Raw genomic sequence first — 20,242 nt, forward strand, 5'->3', positions numbered from 1 at the left:
CGCGGTTGATCTAATATTCACCGCTGCATGCCCGATAGTGGTCGCAGCGTAATCAAAAAGGTGGCGAAGCATGGTTACTGAGAATGCAAGTTTGACGGTCGAGCAGACTAGGCTCAATAGGATGCTCACGCGGGGCGTCGTATTTTCCGTCATTTGGCTCGCCGGTTTCGGGTCTTCTTATGCACTCTACCAGGGGCTTCTGGCGCGACGGATGATAAAAATGAATCCCGTGCTTCGGGGAAATGGCCGCGCCTGGTGGTGCATCATTGTGGGAGGGCTTGGGGCCGCAGTCTTATGTGCGATAGTTGGCGCCGGCATTTTCAACGCCATGACACAACCCTAGGTCTGCCGATCCGGTGTGGGGCCATATTGATATGTAGGTCTCGTTCAATGAGTGCTGCCGGCGTCATCCCCCATCATTGGCCGTCATTTCCCGCCCGCAAGTTTGAAGCTTGCTGATTCATATCCTGTCCTGTCGCCGGACCGCACCAGATATGGCAACTCAGATTTACCATTGTCATCGACCTGGCCCTCTAACTAACCGGCATCATGCCCTCCAGAGCAATAATTCTCGTCTTTGCGCAGCGTTCGCGGATGGCTTTGAGGCGGCCGTATTCCGGAGAGTCGTACCATGCTAGGAGGGAAGCCATGTCTGGGAATTCGACAATGACCAGGCGATGAGGTTCCCAATCACCTTCCAGAACTTTGGTGGCTCCGCCGCGAGCTATGTATCTGCCCCCGTAGCGGGCTTCGGTTGCCGGCACGTCCCGGCGGTATTCCTCGAAAACGGCGGCGTCGGTTATGTCGACATCAGCAATGAGATATGCGGCCATTGACCTTACTCCCCTTGGGAAAGGCAATTGAAACAGGTCTATTAGCGGCCCCGCAACTAAGCCAGCGGTACTACGCCTCGGAAACGACTCGCCTTCTCCCGGATTGCGGCGCTTAACTATCCTCGTGGGGGCAGCTCTGGGAGGAGACGAACCATGCCGATGTATCTCACGCGATTCAGCTACAGGCCCGAAACCTGGGCGCGCTTGATGGATAATCCCGAGGATAGACGCGAGGCTGCCCGTTCCTACATCGAGTCGGTCGGCGGAAAGCTGCACGGGTTCTGGTATGCCTTCGGAGAATACGATGGCTGGAACCTATGGGAGGCGCCGGACAATGTGTCCATGGCATCCGTCATGCTCGCCATCGGTGCGGGAGGCGCGCTCAGCTCTTACGAGACCACCGTCTTGTTAAGTGTCGAAGAGACGATGGACGCGCTTGGGAAAGCCAAGTCGATCCGGTACCGCCCGCCGGGATCGTGACCGCCGCCCCTGCCTTGCGGCGTGTCGAAGGCTGGGGAACGCTTGCTCTCGAACGGCGCAGGTTCCTAAACTTTTGAGCGCTGGGCAGCGTCACCGACATTCATGGTGATTTCCTCGTCTTCCGGTTCTTGTTCTTGTCCCATTGATTTTGCAGCATAATCCTGCTGGGGCTGTTGCCGAAATGCCATAGTCGCAGGTTTACCAACACGCGAGGCCAAGGATATAGGCATCGCCCGCTTGGCAAGCAAAGCAAATGCCAGCATGAATGAAGATGAAAAAAGCGGCCGACTCGAGCCGCTGTTGTTTGGGCAGGCATCGGACCTTTTCATGCGCATGAAGTCACTTGCAATCGTCGCGGCCCTGGCGCTGTCGACGGCTGTCGCCGGTTGCAGCACCATCGGCTCGCAGATCTTCACCAACAACTATGGCGCGGTAACCGACGCCGGCTATCATCTGCCGCGCGTTCCGATCGAAAAGGTGCCGTTCAAATACCGCCGGCAGATCGTCGACTACGACACCAAGGAAAAGCCGGGCACCATTATCGTCGATACGCAGGACAAGTTCCTCTATTTCGTCATGGGCAACGGCGAGGCGATGCGCTACGGCATCGGCGTCGGCCGTGAGGGTTTCGAATGGCACGGCACCGCCCATATCGCGCTGAAGCGCGAATGGCCGACCTGGACACCGCCTTCGCAGATGATCAGGCGGCAACCGGAGCTGGCCAAGTTTGCCGGCGGCATGGAGCCGGGGTTGAAGAACCCGCTCGGCGCGCGCGCCATGTACCTGTTCAACAAGGGCGGCGACATGGGCTACCGCCTGCATGGCAGCCCGGAATGGAATTCGATCGGCAAGGCGATGTCGTCGGGCTGCATCCGGCTGATGAACCAGGACATTATCGACCTCTACGACCGCACCTCGGTCGGCGCCAAGGTCATTGTGATATAAAACCCTTATACGCGGACCGTCTAGGCAACAACACAGACGTCGCAAACAGAAAACCGGGCACTTTGGCCCGGTTTTTTGTTGTCTATCGACGTTGACGATGGAACGGTGCGTCAGGAGACCTGTTCGACATGCTGCACTTCCGGCACAAAGTGCCGGAGCAGGTTCTGGATACCGTGCTTCAGCGTCGCCGTCGAGGACGGGCAGCCGGCGCAGGCGCCTTTCATGTGCAGGAACACGGTGCCGTTCTCGAAGCCGCGGAAAGTGATGTCGCCGCCGTCCTGGGCCACCGCCGGGCGCACCCGCGTATCGAGCAGCTCCTTGATGGTGACGACAAGCTCCTCGTCGGCCTTGTCGTAGAATTCGCCGGTCTGGCTGGTCTCGGCGGCGGGGCCGGCCTTGGCCATCACCGGGGCGCCGGACATGAAATGCTCCATGATGGCGCCGAGGATAGCCGGCTTCAGATGCTGCCAGTCGGGGCCGTCCTTGGTCACGGTGATGAAATCATAGCCGAAGAAGACGCCGGTGACGCCGGGGATCTCGAACAGCCGGCCAGCCAGCGGCGAAGCCGTCGCGGCGCTGTCGGCATCGCGGAAATCGGCAGTGCCTTCTTGCAGCACTTCCTTGCCGGGCAGGAATTTCAGCGTCGCCGGGTTTGGCGTCGACTCGGTCTGGATGAACATGGCCGTCTCCGTGCCCGTTTCGGGCAGCTAGTTTGGAATAATTCTAATTAGGCTTTATCCGCCCGACATTCAAGCGAAAGGCATCGCCGGTAGTAGCGGCAGGCGGAATGTTTTACCCCTGCCTTGAGGGAGGCGCGCTCAGGCGAGGCTGTCGATCTCCTCGTCGGACAGGTTCTGCGGCACCACCGTGACCGGGATGGGAAAGGCGGCGCCCTTGCCGGCGACCGCGCCGACCAGCGGCCCGGGCCCTTCCTTGCCGGCGCCTGCCGCCAGCACCAGGATGGCGATGTCCTGGTCTTCCTCGATCAGCTTGTGGATCTCTTCGGTCGGCTTGCCTTCGCGCACCACCAGCTCCGGCTCGATGCCGAGCTTCTGGCGCACCTTGTTGGCGTAGCTGTCGAGTGCGGCGCGCGCCGTGGCGTTCGCCTCCTCGCGCATGATCTTCTCGACGCCCAGCCAGTGCTGAAAATCGTCCGGCTCGATGACATAGAGCAGCACCAGCACGCCGCCCGTGCTTTGCGCCCGCTTCGAGGCGTAGGCAACGGCGCGCTCGCATTCCGGCGTGTCGTCGATGATCGCCAGGAACTTGCGGCGATGACCGGCTTCGCGGCTGAGGCGTTTGGAGACCATATTCACCCTGTTCGATGGTTTCGGTCGCAATCTGCCACCGCCACAGCCCGCCCGCAAGCGACCGGCGGCTGTGGCGATATTGGTGCAGCTCAGCCCTGCAGCAGGCCGATAATGTCGCGCACGGTCTTCATCGTCGTTTCGGCCAATGTGCCGGCACGCTCGCCGCCATCCCGCAGCACCGCGTCGACATAGGCGCGGTCGCCGGAGATGCGGCGCATCTCGCCGGCGATCGGCGCCAGCTTTTCCACCGCAAGGTCGGCCAGTGCCGGCTTGAACACCGAAAACTGCTGGCCGCCATATTCCTTCAGCACCGCCTCTTTCGATATTTCGGCGAGGCCGGCATAGATGCCGACGAGGTTTTCCGCTTCCGGCCGGCCGGCAAGCCCGTCCAGTTCGCCGGGCAAAGCCTCCGGATCGGTCTTGGCCTTGCGGATCTTCTTCGAAATGGCATCGGCATCGTCGGTCAGATTGATGCGCGACAGGTCCGACGGGTCCGACTTCGACATCTTCTTCGAACCGTCGCGCAGCGACATGATGCGCGCCGCTGGGCCGCCGATGACCGGCTCGGTCAGCGGGAAATAGCCGTTCACCGTCTCCTCGCCGACCTGCATCTCGACGCCGACGCCAAGCGCTGCGATGCGGTCCGAAAAGTCGTTGTTGAATTTCTGCGCGATGTCGCGGGTCAGCTCCAGATGCTGCTTCTGGTCGTCGCCGACCGGCACGTGGGTGGCGCGGTAGACGAGGATGTCGGCGGCCATCAGGGAGGGATAGGCGAGCAAGCCGAGCGAGGCGTTCTCGCGGTCCTTGCCGGCCTTGTCCTTGAACTGCGTCATGCGGTTCATCCAACCGATGCGCGCCACGCAGTTGAAGATCCAGGCAAGCTCGGCGTGCTGCATGACCCGCGACTGGTTGAAGACGATGTGCTTGGTCGGGTCGATGCCGGAGGCGAGAAACGCCGCTGTGATCGAACGCGTCTGGTCCTGAAGATCCTCATGGACGAGCTGCGCGGTCAGCGAATGCAGGTCGACGACGCAATAGATGCAGTCGGAGGTGTCCTGCAGGGCGACGAATTTCTTGATGGCGCCGAGATAGTTGCCGAGATGCAGATTGCCGGTTGGCTGAACGCCGGAAAAGACGAGTGGCTTGAAGGGGAGCTGATCGGTCATGGTGTTTCCCTGGCTTGTGGAGGGCCGTTTCGCGCGCGGCGAAAGTCTTGCGACGGCGCGCTTATGGACGAGAGCGAGGAGACGATCAAGAGGGGCGTTGGCCAGAGCGCGGGGCTTTGGCTTCGGCCGAACAGAAGGCTGTTTGAGGGGATGGCGCCGACCAGAAACAAAAACCCGCCTCGGCGGGCGGGTCGCTGGAGCCAATTAGCACCATACTGAGATTAGTACCATAGCTGCCGGCACAAAGCAAGAACAAAATTGGCGCTGACGAATTTTCCGCCTCATGAATCCGGAGATTGCTCCTTGACCGGCTGGGATCCCTTGCGGCCGATATTGCGGCGGATCATGCCGAAATCTGCGCCGCCGATGGCGAAGGCGGTGACGAAGTAGAGCAGCGCCCCGCCGGCGACCAGCGCAAGCAGGGTTACCGCCTTGATCACCAGCGGCGAGCCGGAAGCCAGCCTTGCGGCGAACCAGTGTTCGGCAAAATAGAGCGCCGCCGCCATCACCGCCGCCGACAGCACCAGCCGCGGAATGCGTTTCATGAGCGGTACGTCGCGGCCCCAATGGCCGCGCCGGATCAGCACGGCGAGCAGCATCGCCGCATTGACCCAGCCGGCGACGGCGGAGGCAACGGCAATGCCGGGCGCGCCCATGGTCGGAAACAGCGTCAGCGCCGTGGTAATGTTAACCGCCACCGAGATGGCGGCGAAAATCATCGGCGTGCGCGTGTCCTCGCGGGCGAAATAACCTGGGGTGAACGCCTTGATCAGCACGAAGGCCGGCAGGCCGAGGCCGAAGATCGCCAGGATTGCGGCGACCGTCGGCGTCGAATTGTTGGCGGCAAAGGCGCCGCGCTCATAGACCAGCCGCACGATCGGCTCGGACATGACCAGCAAGGCGGCCGCCGCCGGCAAGGTCATGAACAAAGTGAACTCGACCGAGCGGTTCTGCAGATTGGCCGCCTCGACCAGATTGCCCGATTTCAGCGCCCGCGACAGTTCCGGCAAAAGCACGATGGCGACGGCGACGCCGACGACGCCCAACGGCAGCTGGTAAACGCGGTCGGCATAGGCCAGCGACGACACGGCGCTGTCTTGCGCCGACGCGATCGCCGTGCCGATCAGCTGGTTGATCTGGGTGATGCCGCCAGTGATCGCCGCCGGCAGTGCCAGGATCAGCAGCCGCTTGACGTTCGGCGTCATCTTCGGCCGCCGGAAGCCGATCGAAATGCCGGCATGGCGCACCGCCGCCCAGACGATCGCCAGCTGCACCAAGCCGGCCGCCAGCACGCCCCAGGCCAGGCCGAAACCAACGGTGCGGGCGTCCGAACCCTTGTACCAGGCATAGGCGAGCACGGCGATGAGGATGACGTTGAGGAACACCGGCGCCACTGCGGCGGCGAAATAGCGGCGCAGCGAATTCAGCATGCCGGCCATCATGGCGCCAAGCGACATGCAGATCAGGTAGGGGAACATGACGGTCGCCAGCGCCACGGTCATCTCGAATTTTCCCGGCGTGTCGGCAAAGCCCGGCGCCACGAGGTAGCGCACGATCAGCGGCATCGCCAGTTCCATGGCGATGGTCAGCGCCAGAAGCGCCGTGAACAAGACGCCGAACACCTCTTCGGAAAAGCGCTTGGCGCCGTCGGTGCCATGGGTCTCGATCTCCTTGGCGAACAGCGGCACGAAGGCGGCGTTGAAGGCGCCTTCGGCGAACAGCCGGCGAAAGGTGTTGGGGAACTGGAAGGCGGCGTTGAAGGCGTCGGCGATCGGTCCGGTGCCGAGTGCGGCAGCCATCAGCATCTCGCGGCCGAAGCCGAGGGCCCGGCTCATCAGCGTGCCGGAAGCGACCGTGGCGAATTTCTTGACAAGGCTCATGCGCTTGAAGACTGCCTGTGTGATTGGGGCAAATGGAAGGTGACAGTCACTCGGCCGCCGTCTTGGTCTTGCCTCGCTCGGACGCCGTGCCCTCGAGCACCGCGATCAGCCTGTTGCGGATGGTCGCGGTGCGCGACGGGCTGTCGATCTTCTGGCCGGTGAGATCGGTGACGTAGAACGTGTCGATGACCTTTTCGCCGAAGGTGGTGATGTGTGCCGAGGCGATGTCGAGCGACAGGTCCGACAACATGCCGGTGATCTCCGACAGAAGGCCCGGCCTGTCCAGTCCCTCGACCTCGATCACCGAGAACCGGTTCGACAGCGTGTTGCGGATCTCGGCGCGTGGCGGGATGCGGAAAACCTTGGCGCCGCGCCGTGGCTTGGTGCGCTTTTCGATCATTTCGGGCAGCCAGCTCTTGCCCGACAGCACGTCCTCGATCAGCCGGCCGACGCGCTCGGCGCGGCGGCGCTCGTCCTCGTCGCGGTCGAACTCCCTCGAGATCAGGATGGTGTCGAGCGCGCGGCCGTCCGAAGTGGTGAAGATCTGCGCGTCGACGATGTTGCCGCCGGCCGCCGCGCAGGCGCCGGCAATCACCGAGAGCAGGCGCGGATGGTCCTGCGCCAGCACGGTGATCTCGGTCACCGCCTCGAACTGGTGGGTTTTCACCATTGTGGCGAGCTTCTTGCCGGCGTGATCGGCCTCGCGGATGAATTCGGCATGGCGCACCTGGTCGGGAAGATCGACCGCCAGCAGATAATTCTCGTAGTGCTGGCCGACATAACGCTTGCGGGCCTTTTCCGGCCAGTCGGCAAGTGCCTCGGCCAGTTGTTCGCGCGCCGCCGCAGTCCGCTTGGCGCGCGACACCTCCGAAAACCCGCCGGTCAACAAAAGCTCGGTCTCGTAGTAGAGCGTGCGCAGCAGCTGGCCTTTCCAGCCGTTCCAGACCCCAGGCCCGACACCGCGGATATCGCAGACGGTAAGCACAAGCAGCATCTTCAGCCGTTCGACCGACTGCACAATGGCGGCAAAATCCTCGATCGTCTTGCGGTCGTTGAGATCGCGGGTCTGCGCGGTCATCGACATGACGAGGTGGTTCTCGACCAGCCAGGCGACCGTTTCGGTGTCGGCCGGCGAGAGCCCCATATGCGGGCAGATGCGCCGGGCGATCCTGGCGCCGGCTTGCGAATGGTCTTCCGGCCTGCCCTTGGCGATGTCGTGCAGCAGCACGGCGACGTAGAGCGCCTCGCGGCTCTTCTTCAGCCCGGGCATCAGCGAGTGGGAAAGCGGATGGACCTTTTCGCCGTCGCCGCGTTCGATCTCGGCCAGCACGCCGATGCAGCGGATCAGGTGCTCGTCCACCGTGTAGTGGTGATACATCGAGAACTGCATCATGGCGACGATCTTGCCGAAATCCGGGATCAGCTTGGCCAGCAGTCCGGCCTCGTTCATGCGCCGCAAATTGAGCTCGGCATTGCGGTCCGAGGTCAAGATGTCGAGGAACAGCCGGTTGGCCTCCTCGTCGCGCCTGAGCGCCTTGCCGACGAGGCCGAGCGAGCGGGTCAAAAGCTTCAGCGCATCGGGATGGAATTCCAGGCCGTGCTTGTCGGCAAACCAGAACAGCCTGAGCAGGTTGACCGGATCGCGCTCGAACACCTCGTCGTCGGCGATATTGATGCGGTGGTTGTCGACGATGAAATCGGCCGTGCCGGCGAGCTTGCGCTTGCGCCGCGAGAAGGTGAGGAAAATGCGGTTGAAGCCCGGCACATGCTTGGCCTGCTCCTCTTCCAGCGCGGCGCAGAAGATGCGGGTCAGGTCGCCGACATCCTTGGCGACGAGGAAGTAGTGCTTCATGAAGCGTTCGACCGCCGACAGGCCGGGATGGGTGGTGTAGCCGAGCCGCTCGGCAATGTCGCGCTGGATGTCGAAATGCAGCCGCTCCTCGGCCTTGCCGGTGAGGAAATGCATGTGGCAGCGCACCGCCCACAGGAAGTCCTCGGCCTTCTGGAATTCCCTGTATTCGGCGTCGGTGAAGACGCCCTTGTCGACCAGTTCCTCGCCGGTGCGCACTCGGTAGAAATATTTGGCGATCCAGAACAGCGTCTGCAGGTCGCGCAGGCCGCCCTTGCCGTCCTTGACGTTGGGCTCGACCAGATAGCGGCTCTCGCCGGCCTTGGCGTGGCGCTCGTCGCGTTCGGCGAGCTTGGCCTGCACATATTCGGGGCCGGTGGTGCGCACCACCTCGTGGTCGAAGCGCTGCAGAAGCTCGTCATAGAGCTTTTGCTCGCCCCACAGGAAACGCGCTTCCAGGATCGAGGTGCGGATGGTGATATCGGTGCGCGACAGCCTGAGGCACTCGTCGATGTTGCGCGTGGCGTGGCCGACCTTCAGGCCGAGGTCCCACAGCATGTAGAGCATGTATTCGACGATCTGCTCGCCCCATGGCGTCTGCTTGTAGGGCAGCAGGAACAGCAGGTCGATGTCGGACCCCGGCGCCAGCGTGCCGCGGCCATAGCCGCCGACAGCGACGACCGCCATGCGCTCGGCCGATGACGGGTTTTTGACGCGATAGACATGGGTGGCGGCGAAATCGTAGAGCGCGCGGATGATCTCATCCATCAGATGCGACAGCCGGGCGGCGCAGGCGGTGCCGCTGCCATCGTCCATCAGCATGCGTTCGGCGACCATGCGGCCGTCGGCGAGCCGGCTTTTGAGAAGCTTGAGGACGCCGCTGCGCGCGGCCTTGCCGGAACCGTCGCCTGCCGTGGCCGCGGTCAGTTCCGTCATCTCGCGGCGCAAGGCTTCGCCGTCGATCAGTTCCTCGAGCTTCAGGGATATTCTTGCCATAAATGCCGTTCGGCCTCGCCGTTTCGGCGGCGTCTATAGCGCGTTTTCGCGGCGCTGGGTATGGGGCGGACGGATGCGTCCACGGCTGCCGACGGGACGATCGTCGGGTGCCCACGGCCGGTTCGGTTAGGGCTTGGGCCACGAAAAATCGAAATCAGCGCTTGACCTTCCAGTTACTGGAAGCACTACCTCCGTCCCAACATCGAAATTCAGGGGCTTTCGGCATGACGCATTCCGACCACCATCATCACGCCCATGGCAGTTGCTGCTCGGCAAAGGGTGCCTCGGCCGTCGCGGACGCCGTCATCCGCGATCCGGTTTGCGGCATGACCGTCGATCCGGCCGCCGGCAAGCCGACGGCGGAGCATGGCGGCCAGCGCTATCATTTCTGCAGTGAAAGCTGCCGTTCGAAATTCGTCGCCGAACCCCAGAAATATCTGACCGCAACCGATCCCGTCTGCGGCATGAGCGTCGACCGCGCCACGGCCAGGCACTTTTTGCGGCACGAGGGCCAGGGTTTCTATTTCTGCTCCGCCGGTTGCAAGGCGAAGTTCGAGGCCGAGCCGGCAAAATATCTCGGCGACAGGCCGGCGCCGCAGGCGATGCCCAAGGGCACGCAATACACCTGTCCGATGCATCCCGAAATCATCCGCGACAAGCCCGGCTCCTGCCCGATCTGCGGCATGGCGCTGGAGCCGATGGGGGTGCCGACCGGCGACGAGGGTCCGAACCCCGAACTGGTCGACTTCACCAGGCGCTTCTGGGTGAGCGCGGTGTTGTCCGTGCCGTTGCTGGTCATCGCCATGGCACCGATGCTCGGCCTGACGTTCGAGGCCTTCATCGATGACCGTGCGAAGGTCTGGCTGGAACTGGCGCTGGCCAGCCCGGTGGTGCTGTGGGCGGCATTCCCGTTCTTCCACCGCGGCTGGGATTCGATTCTCAATCGCAGCCCCAACATGTGGACGCTGATTTCGCTCGGCGTCGGTGCCGCCTATCTCTACAGCGTCGTCGCCACACTGTTTCCAGGCCTCTTTCCGCACCAGTTCCGCGGCCATGACGGCACCGTGCCGGTCTATTTCGAGGCGGCGGCGGTAATCGTCGCGCTGGTGTTCCTCGGCCAGGTGCTGGAATTGCGCGCCCGCGAGAAAACCGGCTCGGCGATCCGTGCGCTGCTCGACCTGGCGCCGAAGACGGCGCGGCTGATCGGCGCGGACGGTTCCGAAAACGACGTGCCGCTCGAAACCGTCAACGCCGGCGACCGCTTGCGCATCCGCCCCGGCGATGCCGTGCCGGTCGACGGAATCGTACTCGAAGGACGCTCCTCCATCGACGAATCGATGATCACGGGCGAGCCGCTGCCGGTCGAAAAGACCGAAGGCGACAACCTCACCGGCGGCACGCTCAACAAGAACGGCTCGCTGGTCATGCGCGCCGAAAAGATCGGCGCCGAGACGACGCTGGCGCGCATCGTCGAGCTGGTCGCCAAGGCGCAGCGCTCGCGCGCGCCGATCCAGGGGTTGGCCGACCGCGTCTCGTTCTACTTCGTCCCGGCCGTCGTGCTTGTCGCCATTATTGCGTTCGTCGCCTGGGCGATCGTCGGACCGGAACCCAGCTTGGTCTTTGCCATCGTCTCGGCGGTCTCGGTGCTGATCATTGCCTGTCCGTGTGCGCTCGGCCTTGCGACGCCAATGTCGATCATGACCGCCACCGGGCGCGGCGCGCATGCCGGCGTGCTGATCAAGGAAGCGGCAGCGCTCGAGCGCTTTGCCTCGGTCGATACGCTGATCGTCGACAAGACGGGAACGCTGACCGAAGGCCGGCCGCGACTGACCGACGTCGTTGCCGTCGAAGGCATGGCACAGGACGAGCTGCTGGCGCTCGCCGCCGGTCTGGAAAAAGGCTCCGAGCATCCGCTGGCCGAGGCGATCGTCGAAGGCGCCCGCGAACGCGGCGTCAAAGTCCCGGACGCGAGCGGTTTCGAGGCGGTTACCGGCAAGGGGGTTTCTGGCACGGTCTCGGGACAGAAAGTGGCGCTCGGCAATGCCGCAATGATGGCCGATCTCGGCATCGATACCGCATCGGTCCAGGCCAGCGCCGAGGCGCTGCAGGCCGACGGCAAGACCGCGATGTTCGTTGCCGTCGCAGGCAAGCTCGCCGGTCTCGTTGCCGTTGCCGACCCGATCAAGGCGACCACCGCCGAGGCGATCAAGGCGCTGCATGACAGCGGGCTGAAGATCGTCATGGCGACCGGTGATAACGAGCGCACCGCCAAGGCCATCGCAGCCAAGCTCGGCATCGACGCGGTGCGTGCCGGGCTCTTGCCCGAACAGAAGAACGCGCTGGTCGAGGAGTTGCGTGCCGGCGGTGCCGGCGTCGCCATGGCCGGCGACGGTGTCAACGATGCGCCGGCACTTGCCGCCGCCGATGTCGGTATCGCCATGGGCACAGGCGCCGATGTTGCGGTCGAAAGTGCGGGAATTACGCTGGTCAAGGGCGATCTCAACGGCATCGTCAGGGCCCGGATGCTGGCCCGCGCGACGATCCGCAACATCCGCCAGAACCTGTTTTTCGCTTTCCTCTACAATGTGCTTGGCGTGCCGGTAGCTGCCGGGGTGCTCTATCCGCTCACCGGCACGCTGCTGTCGCCGATGATCGCGGCGGCGGCGATGAGCCTGTCTTCGGTTTCGGTGATAGCCAACGCATTGCGGCTCAGGACGTTGAAACTCTGAATAAAACTTCCAGATAGACCCTGTTCGAATAAGGAGACGATGAATGACCTTGGCCAAGAAGATCGTGCTTTTGATGATGGCGGCGGGAATGCTGCTTGCTGTTTTCCTCGAAAGCGTTCCGGCACAAGCCGAGGAGATGAAGCACGACATGGGCGCAATGGGCGCGCAGAGCCCCTCGACCGCGGGCTACAAGGCGGCGATGGACAAGATGCATACCGACATGATGGCGATCGAATATTCCGGCAATGCCGATGTCGATTTCGCCCGCGGCATGATCCCGCATCACCAGGCGGCCATCGACATGGCCAAGATCGAGCTCGCCAATGGCAAGGACCCGGAAATCCGCATGCTCGCCGAAGCGGTGATCGCCGCGCAGCAAGCCGAGATCAAGCAGATGCAGGACTGGCTCGCCGCCCATCCGATGAAGTAGGCGTCACGCTATCAGAGCGAATCCGGGGAAGAGGCTTCACCTGGATTCGCTTTGGCGGCTATGATGTCGCCTGACTGGAGCATGCCATGCCATCGACGATACGGACGACCACCCTGCCCTGCGGCGAAGCCGTGCCGGTGCTCGGCCAGGGCACCTGGAAGATGGGCGAAGACGCTCGCCGCCGTGGCGACGAGGCCAATGCCCTGAAGCTCGGGCTGGATCTCGGCATGACGCTGATCGACACCGCCGAAATGTATGCCAGCGGCGGCGCCGAGGAGGTGGTGGCGGAGGCCATCGCCGGTCGCCGCGACGAAGTGTTCCTCGTCTCTAAGGTGCTACCGTCCAATGCCTCGCGCACCGGCGTGAAACGGGCCTGCGAGAACAGCCTGAGGCATCTCGCCACCGACCGCATCGATCTTTATCTGCTGCATTGGCCGGGCAGCGTGCCTTTGATGGAAACGGTCGAGGCGTTCGAAGCGTTAAAGGCAGCCGGCAAGATCCGCCACTGGGGCGTCAGCAATTTCGATACCGGCGAGATGGAGGAGCTGGTCCGGTTGACGGCCGGCGGCAACGTCCAGACCAACCAGGTGCTCTACAATCTGTCGCAGCGCGGCGTCGAGTTCGACCTCGCCCCGTGGAGCCGGCAGCGCGGCATGCCGCTGATGGCCTATTCGCCGGTCGATCAGGGGGTATTGGCGCGCAACGCCAGGTTAGATGCCATCGCCGCTCGCCACGGTGCGACGCCGGCGCAGATCGCGCTTGCCTGGGTGATGGCGCAGGAGGGCGTGATTGCGATTCCCAAAGCTAGCCGCCCGGAGCATATCCGGCAGAATGTCGCGGCGTTGGACATCGAGCTCACGAGCGGAGATTTCGCCGAAATTGACCGCGCCTTCCCGCCGCCGAGGCGGAAGCGTGGTTTGGCGATGATCTGAGGGTGAAGCTGCCAATCTCCCCCCTCGTGGGGGAGATGCCCGGCAGGGCAGAGGGGGGCGTGAAGGATCGCTAACCTTTCAGTCAAAACCTATGCGCGCCGAAGATCTACGCAACCATGCATATGCAATCGACGGATAGGCCGGCGGGACAGCGCCCCCCTCTGTCCTGCCGGACATCTCCCCCACGGGGGGGAGATCGGCGGCTTCGGCGACGCCGCTCCGATTTGCAGAAGCCCTACTTCCCCAGCATCCCCTTCAGCCGGTACAGCGCTTCCAGCGCCTCGCGTGGCGTCATCTCGTCGGGGTTGATCGCGCCCAGCGCTTCACCCAGCCCATCACTCTTCGCCGGCTTCGACGCTTCCCGCTTCGCCGCCACGGAAAACAGCGGCAGGTCGTCGACCAGACGGTTGGCCTTGCCCGAAACCTCGCCTGCTTCGAGCTGGTGCAGCACTTCCTTGGCCCGGCCGACGACGGCTTCCGGCAGGCCGGCCAGCCGCGCCACCTGGACGCCGTAGGAACGGTCGGCGGCACCCTTGCCGACCTCGTGCAGGAAGACCACGTCGCCCTCCCATTCCTTGACCCGCATGGTGACGTTGGAGAGCCGCGGCAGTTTTCCGGCCAGCGCCGTCATCTCGTGGAAATGCGTGGCGAAGATCGCCCGGCAGCGGTTTTTCTCGTGCAAATATTCGACCGCCGCCCAGGCGATCGACAGGCCGTCGAAGGTGGCGGTGCCGCGGCCGATCTCGTCGAGGATGACCAGTGCGCGCTCGCCGGCCTGGTTGAGGATCGCCGCAGTCTCGACCATCTCGACCATGAAGGTCGAGCGGCCGCGCGCCAGGTCGTCGGAGGCGCCGACCCGCGAAAACAGCCGGTCGACGACGCCGATATGGGCTGATGCCGCCGGCACGAACGAGCCGGTCTGGGCAAGGATGGCGATCAGCGCGTTTTGCCTGAGGAAGGTCGACTTGCCGCCCATATTGGGGCCGGTCAGCAGCCAGATCGCGCCGGCCTTAGCATCGCCTTGCGGCGACAGATCGCAATCATTGGCGACGAACGGGCCTTCGCCGGAACGCCGCAGCGCCTGTTCGACCACCGGATGGCGTCCACCGGCGATCTCGAAGGCAAGGCTCGCATCGACCAGGGGGCGGCACCAGGCCTCGCTTTCGGAAAGCAGGGCAAGTGCGGCCGAAACGTCGAGCACGGCGAGCGCTTCGGCGCCGGCGCGGATCCTGTCGGCCTGGCCGACGACTTCGGCCGTCAGCGCCTCGAAGGCGGCAAGCTCGATCGCCAGCGCCCGATCGGCGGCATTGGCGATCTTGGTTTCCAGTTCGGCGAGTTCCGTGGTGGTGAAGCGCATGGCGTTGGCCATGGTCTGGCGATGGATGAAGCGCGCCTTGGCGCCGTTGCTGCCGGTCATCAGCGCATGGTGGTTGGCGGTGACTTCGATATAGTAGCCGAGCACATTGTTGTGCCTGATCTTCAGCGAGCGGATGCCGGTCTCGTCGATCAGCGAGCGTTCCAGCCCGGCGATCACCTTTCGCGACTCGTCACGCAACGCCCGCATCTCGTCGAGTTCGGCGTGGTAGCCGGAACGGACGAAGCCGCCGTCGCGCTTGAGCAACGGCAGCTCGTCGCTGAGCGCCTGCGCCAGATGCGTCGCCAGTTCACTCGGCAGTGCCTTGATAGCTCCCAACGCCGCGGTCAGTTCGCCCGGCAAGGCGGTTTGGCCGAACAGTTCGGCGATGGCGCCGGCCGCTTCGAAACCGGCGCGCAGCGCGCCGAGGTCGCGCGGGCCGCCGCGGTTGAGCGCCAGCCTGGACAGGGCGCGCGGCATGTCGGCGACGCTCTTCAGGCTGGCCCGCACCGCCTGGCAGAGGCGCGTCTCGGAGCGGAAGAACGACACCGAGTCCAGCCTTGCTGTGATTGCCGCCGGGTCGGTCAGCGGCGCCATCAGCCGGTCGGCGAGCAGCCTTGCGCCGCCGCCGGTCACCGTGCGGTCGATCGCCTTGAACAGCGAGCCCTCGCGGCTGCCGGACAGCGTGCGCAGCAGCTCCAGATTGGCGCGCGTCGCCGGGTCGATGAACAGCGTCGAGCCCTGCTCCTCGCGCTCCGGCCGCGACAGCGGCGGCCGCTCGGCCTTCTGGGTCTTCTCGACATAGGCGATGACGCCTGAGATCGCTGACAGCTCGGCGCGCGAAAACGAGCCGAAACTATCAGGCGTCGCGACCTCGAAGAAGCGGGCGATGCGGCCGGCGGCTGAAGCCGAATCGAACAGCGAAGGCGGCTGCGGGCTGGCGACGCGGCCGAGCACGTCAAATACCGGTTTCAGCTCCGGGTCGTAAAACACCGGCTCGGCGACGATCAGCTCGCGCGGATCGACACGGAAGACATCGGCGAGCAGCCGGTCGGCGGTGGTTTCGGCGACGCGGAAGACACCGGTCGAGATTTCGATCCAGGCTAGGGCGAATGCGTGATCGCTGCTGCCGCCCTTGACCCGTCCCAGCGCCATCAGAAAACTCGATTCCGACGGCGCCAGCAGTTTGTCTTCGGTGATGGTGCCGGGCGTTACGAGCCGCACCACGTCGCGGCGCACCACCGATTTGCCGCCGCGCTTCTTGGCCTCGGCCGGATCCTCGATCTGCTCGCAGACGGCGACGCGGAACCCCTGGCCGATCAGCTTCTGCAGATAATCGTCGGCGGCATGCATCGGCACGCCGCACATCGGGATGTCGAGCCCCTGGTGCTTGCCGCGCTTGGTGAGCACGATGCCGAGCGCCCGGCTTGCCTTCTCGGCATCGTCGAAGAACAGCTCGTAGAAATCGCCCATGCGGTAGAACAGCAGCGAATCCGGGTTCGCCGCCTTGATCTCGATATACTGCTCCATCATCGGCGTCGCCGGCGCGAAGGCCGGCGTGGCGGTGTCGCTTCGAATGGGCGTCTCGTCGTTCAAGAAGCTGCTTCCAAAATTTTGCAAGCCATGCTTGGCGGTTTACAGCGGCGAAGTGTAGCCTTAATCCCGAACCTTCCACAAAAGAAAGCATGCGCACCCATCGCAAGCGGTGCCGTACGGGCGAGGAAACCAAAAGTACCATGGCCAAGAAAACAGAAAGCAACGGGCCCTCCGTCAGCGCCCAGGAGGCGTTGGAATTCCACGCCATGGGCCGCCCCGGCAAGCTGGAGATCGTCGCCACAAAACCGATGGCGACGCAGCGCGATCTCAGCCTGGCCTATTCGCCGGGCGTCGCCGTTCCGGTTCTCGCCATCGCCGAGGATCCGAGCCGCGCCTTCGACTACACGGTTCGCGGCAACATGGTCGCCGTCATCTCCAACGGCACCGCCATCCTCGGCCTCGGCAATCTCGGCGCGCTGGCCTCGAAGCCGGTGATGGAAGGCAAGGCGGTGCTGTTCAAGCGCTTCGCCGATGTCGATTCCATCGACCTCGAGGTCGACACCGAGGATGCCGACGAATTCATCAACTGCGTGCGTTTTCTCGGGCCCTCCTTCGGCGGCATCAACCTCGAGGACATCAAGGCGCCGGAGTGCTTCATCATCGAGCAGCGGCTGCGCGAGCTGATGGACATACCGGTCTTCCATGACGACCAGCACGGCACCGCCATCATTTCGGCCGCCGGCCTGATCAATGCGCTGGAGGTCACCGGCCGCGACATGAAGACCACGAAAATGGTCTGCAACGGCGCCGGTGCTGCCGGCATCGCCTGCATCGAATTGATGAAGGCGATGGGCTTTGCGCCAGAAAATATCATCCTGTGCGACACCAAGGGCGTCGTCTTCCAGGGCCGCACCGAAGGCATGAACCAGTGGAAGTCGGCGCACGCCGTGAAAACCGGTGCGCGCTCGCTGGCCGAGGCGCTGGACGGCGCCGACGTGTTCCTCGGCCTGTCGGCCAAGGGCACGCTGACCACCAAGATGGTGCAGTCGATGGCCAAGAACCCGATCATCTTCGCCATGGCCAATCCCGACCCCGAGATCACGCCGGAAGAAGTCGCCGAGATCCGCACCGACGCCATCATGGCGACCGGACGGTCCGACTATCCGAACCAGGTCAACAACGTGCTTGGCTTCCCCTACATCTTCCGCGGCGCGCTCGATGTGCGGGCGACCACCATCAACGACGACATGAAGATCGCCGCCGCCCGGGCGCTGGCAGAACTGGCGCGCCAGGACGTGCCCGACGATGTCGCCGCCGCCTATCAGGGCAACCGGCCGAAATTCGGCCCCAACTACATCATCCCGGTGCCGTTCGACCCGCGGCTGATCTCGGCCATCCCGATCGCCGTCGCCAAGGCGGCGATGGACTCCGGCGTCGCCCGCAAGCCGATCCTCGATCTCGACCGTTACGCGCAGGAGCTTTCCGCCCGCCGCGACCCGATCGCCTCGACGCTGCAGCGCATCTACGACCGCGTCCGCCGCCAGCCCAAGCGCATCGTCTTTGCCGAGGGCGAGGAGGAGCAGGTGATGCGCGCCGCCGTCTCTTATGTGAACCAGCGGCTCGGCACCGCCATCCTGCTCGGCCGCGACGACATCATCAAGGAAAACGCCAGGAACGCCGGCATCGACCTCGGCAAGCAAGGCATCGAGATCATCAATGCGCGGCTGTCGCGGCGCAACTCGGTCTACACCGACTATCTCTACGAGCGCATGCAGCGCAAAGGATTCCTGTTCCGCGACTGCCAGCGGCTGATCAACAACGACCGCAACCATTTCGCCGCCTGCATGGTGGCGCTGGGCGACGCCGACGGCATCGTCACCGGCGTCACCCGCAACTATTCGACGGCGCTCGACGACATCCGCCGCGTCATCGACGCAAGGCCCGGCCATTGCGTCATCGGCGTGTCGATCGTGCTGGCGCGGGGTCGTACCGTGCTTGTCGCCGATACCGCCGTGCACGACATGCCGAATGCCGTCGAGATCGCCGACATCGCCGAGGAGGCAGCCGGCTTCGCCCGCCGCATGGGCTACGAGCCGAGGCTCGCCATGCTCGCCTATTCGACCTTCGGCCATCCGCAGGGCGAGCGCTCCGAGCGCGTCCAGGAAGCGGTGCGCATCCTCGACAAGCGCCGCGTCGATTTCGAGTATGACGGCGAGATGGCCGCCGACGTGGCGCTCAACGCCCGCGCCATGGCGCAGTATCCGTTCATCAGGCTGACCGGCCCGGCCAATGTGCTGGTCATGCCGGCTTTCCACTCGGCCTCGATCTCGACCAAGATGCTGCAGGAGCTCGGCGGCTCGACCGTCATCGGCCCGCTGCTGGTCGGCCTGAACAAGCCGGTTCAGATCGTCTCACTGAATGCCAAGGACTCAGATATCGTGAATATGGCAGCGATCGCGGCGTATAGCGCGGGGGCTTGAGCGGCGCGTAGCGGCAGCGTCTCTTCCTTCTCCCCTTGTGGGAGAAGGTGTCGCCGAAGGCGACGGATGAGGGGTGCTCCAGCTTGGCTCGGACGGCATTCCTTCCAACACCCCTCATCCGTCTCGGCGCTGCGCGCCGATCCACCTTCTCCCACAAGGGGAGAAGGAAGAGACGCTGCTACAACAACCCCACCTGCTCGGCCTCTCGGCGCAGGTTCTGCCTTGGCCTTGGGCCGATTTGCTGGATGACCAGCCCTGCCGCCAGCGAGCCGAGATCGCCGCACTGCTTCAGGCTGCGGCCTTGCGTGTAGCCGTAGAGGAAGCCGGCGGCGTAGAGGTCGCCGGCGCCGGTCGTATCGACCAGCTCGCGGATCCTGGTCGCCTCGATGGTGACGGTCTCGTGCCCGCGCACGATGACCGAGCCCTTTTCCGAGCGGGTGACGGCGGCGATTTTGCAATCCTTGCGGATCTGCGCCAGCGCCTCGTCGAAGGACGCGGTCTGGTAGAGCGACTTGATCTCGTGGCTGTTGGCAAAGACGATGTCGACGGTGCCTGAGCGCATCAGGTCGAGGAACTCGTCGCGGTAGCGGTCGACGCAGAACGAGTCCGACAAGGTCATCGACACTTCGCGGCCGGCGGCATGGGCGAGCTTCGCCGTCTGCCGGATCGCTTCCTTGGCGCGCGGCGGGTCCCACAGATAGCCCTCGAAATAGGTGACTGCGGCGCCCGACGCCTTGTCGGCCTCGACGTCCTCCGGGCCGAGCTCGATGCAGGCGCCGAGATAGGTGTTCATCGAGCGCTCGCCGTCGGGCGTGACGAAGATCATCGAGCGCGCCGTCGGCGGTTCGCCGTTGAGCGGCCTGGTGTCGAAGGCGACGCCCTGGGCATGGATGTCATGCGCGTAGATTTCGCCGAGCGCGTCGTTGGAGACCTTGCCGAAGAAGGCGGCGCGACCGCCGAAGGAGGCGACGCCCGCCGCCGTATTGCCGGCGCTGCCGCCCGAGGCTTCAATGGCCGGGCCCATCCGGCTGTAGAGCAGTTCGGCGCGCCTCGTGTCGATCAGATTCATCGCGCCCTTGATGATGCCGTTGGTCTCCAGGAACGCCTCGTCGCACTGGGCGATGATGTCGACGATGGCATTTCCGATACAAAGCACGTCATAGTCCGGCATCAATTCATGTCTCCGCCAAAAAACCACCGGCTTTCTGCCACGCCGGGCGCGGGCGGGTCTAGCGGTTTGATGCGGCTTTGCCTAGTCGCCAATGCGGCGATCCGACGAATGTCGGCATAGCGAGCATCGTTGGATGGCGGCCGAAGCATTT

General features: G+C 64.2%; 15 protein-coding genes. 6 read left to right on the forward strand and 9 right to left on the reverse strand.

Features of this window, described 5'->3' with window-relative positions:
* Positions 1-533: 533 nt before the first annotated feature.
* Entirely contained in the window at positions 534-833 is a 300-nt protein-coding gene (locus NKI19_RS21270) for a DUF1330 domain-containing protein (protein ID WP_023717905.1), read from the reverse strand.
* A 153-nt stretch (positions 834-986) separates the two neighbouring features.
* Here NKI19_RS21270 and NKI19_RS21275 point away from each other — a divergent pair, with 153 nt between their 5' ends.
* Positions 987-1,313, forward strand: a complete 327-nt coding sequence (locus tag NKI19_RS21275) for a GYD domain-containing protein (protein ID WP_023717906.1) — start codon at positions 987-989, stop codon at positions 1,311-1,313.
* Positions 1,314-1,378: 65 nt separating this feature from the next.
* Here the strand turns inward: NKI19_RS21275 and NKI19_RS21280 are convergent, their stop codons facing one another.
* On the reverse strand, positions 1,379-1,648 hold the full coding sequence (locus NKI19_RS21280; protein ID WP_352488044.1) for a hypothetical protein: 270 nt from the start codon (positions 1,646-1,648) through the stop codon (positions 1,379-1,381).
* On the opposite strand from NKI19_RS21280, the gene NKI19_RS21285 reads away from it, so the two are divergent.
* Complete coding sequence (locus tag NKI19_RS21285; RefSeq protein ID WP_352488042.1) at positions 1,641-2,258, forward strand: L,D-transpeptidase; 618 nt, start codon at positions 1,641-1,643, stop codon at positions 2,256-2,258. The genes NKI19_RS21280 and NKI19_RS21285 overlap by 8 nt on opposite strands.
* Positions 2,259-2,368: 110 nt before the next feature.
* Here the strand turns inward: NKI19_RS21285 and NKI19_RS21290 are convergent, their stop codons facing one another.
* The 5 genes from NKI19_RS21290 to NKI19_RS21310 all read right to left on the reverse strand — a co-directional run bounded on the left by NKI19_RS21290 (position 2,369) and on the right by NKI19_RS21310 (position 9,459).
* Complete coding sequence (locus NKI19_RS21290; protein WP_023676386.1) at positions 2,369-2,938, reverse strand: NifU family protein; 570 nt, start codon at positions 2,936-2,938, stop codon at positions 2,369-2,371.
* 138 nt (positions 2,939-3,076) lie between these two features.
* Positions 3,077-3,568 carry a universal stress protein gene (locus tag NKI19_RS21295; RefSeq protein WP_352469977.1) on the reverse strand — a complete coding sequence of 164 codons (492 nt, stop codon included), beginning with the start codon at positions 3,566-3,568 and terminating at the stop codon, positions 3,077-3,079.
* Positions 3,569-3,657: 89 nt separating this feature from the next.
* Positions 3,658-4,734: a tryptophan--tRNA ligase gene (gene trpS / locus NKI19_RS21300; protein WP_352488040.1), complete on the reverse strand. Its 1,077-nt coding sequence runs from the start codon at positions 4,732-4,734 to the stop codon at positions 3,658-3,660.
* Positions 4,735-5,015: 281 nt separating this feature from the next.
* The gene (murJ, locus tag NKI19_RS21305) at positions 5,016-6,614 is read right to left on the reverse strand and encodes a murein biosynthesis integral membrane protein MurJ (RefSeq protein WP_352488039.1); all 1,599 of its coding nucleotides are present in this window, start codon (positions 6,612-6,614) and stop codon (positions 5,016-5,018) included.
* A 46-nt stretch (positions 6,615-6,660) separates the two neighbouring features.
* Positions 6,661-9,459: a [protein-PII] uridylyltransferase gene (locus tag NKI19_RS21310; protein ID WP_352565209.1), complete on the reverse strand. Its 2,799-nt coding sequence runs from the start codon at positions 9,457-9,459 to the stop codon at positions 6,661-6,663.
* A gap of 224 nt (positions 9,460-9,683) precedes the next feature.
* Here NKI19_RS21310 and NKI19_RS21315 point away from each other — a divergent pair, with 224 nt between their 5' ends.
* The 3 genes from NKI19_RS21315 (at position 9,684) to NKI19_RS21325 (ending at position 13,550) form a co-directional block, all read left to right on the forward strand.
* Positions 9,684-12,188, forward strand: coding sequence for a heavy metal translocating P-type ATPase (locus tag NKI19_RS21315; RefSeq protein WP_352488036.1), 2,505 nt, complete (start codon positions 9,684-9,686; stop codon positions 12,186-12,188).
* A 43-nt stretch (positions 12,189-12,231) separates the two neighbouring features.
* A complete protein-coding gene (gene copM, locus NKI19_RS21320) occupies positions 12,232-12,618 on the forward strand; it encodes a CopM family metallochaperone (protein WP_352488035.1) in 387 nt (128 codons plus the stop codon).
* Positions 12,619-12,704: 86 nt separating this feature from the next.
* Positions 12,705-13,550, forward strand: a complete 846-nt coding sequence (locus NKI19_RS21325) for an aldo/keto reductase (RefSeq protein WP_352488033.1) — start codon at positions 12,705-12,707, stop codon at positions 13,548-13,550.
* Between the two features lie 235 nt (positions 13,551-13,785).
* Here the strand turns inward: NKI19_RS21325 and mutS are convergent, their stop codons facing one another.
* Positions 13,786-16,437: a DNA mismatch repair protein MutS gene (mutS, locus tag NKI19_RS21330; protein WP_352565256.1), complete on the reverse strand. Its 2,652-nt coding sequence runs from the start codon at positions 16,435-16,437 to the stop codon at positions 13,786-13,788.
* A 203-nt stretch (positions 16,438-16,640) separates the two neighbouring features.
* Here mutS and NKI19_RS21335 point away from each other — a divergent pair, with 203 nt between their 5' ends.
* Positions 16,641-18,920, forward strand: a complete 2,280-nt coding sequence (locus NKI19_RS21335) for an NADP-dependent malic enzyme (RefSeq protein ID WP_352488031.1) — start codon at positions 16,641-16,643, stop codon at positions 18,918-18,920.
* 178 nt (positions 18,921-19,098) lie between these two features.
* Here NKI19_RS21335 and NKI19_RS21340 read toward each other — a convergent pair whose 3' ends face one another.
* Positions 19,099-20,091: an adenosine kinase gene (locus tag NKI19_RS21340; protein ID WP_352488030.1), complete on the reverse strand. Its 993-nt coding sequence runs from the start codon at positions 20,089-20,091 to the stop codon at positions 19,099-19,101.
* Between the last annotated feature and the right edge of the window lie 151 nt (positions 20,092-20,242).

This window comes from Mesorhizobium sp. M0751 (assembly GCF_040320265.1).
In the GTDB taxonomy this organism is placed as follows: domain Bacteria; phylum Pseudomonadota; class Alphaproteobacteria; order Rhizobiales; family Rhizobiaceae; genus Mesorhizobium.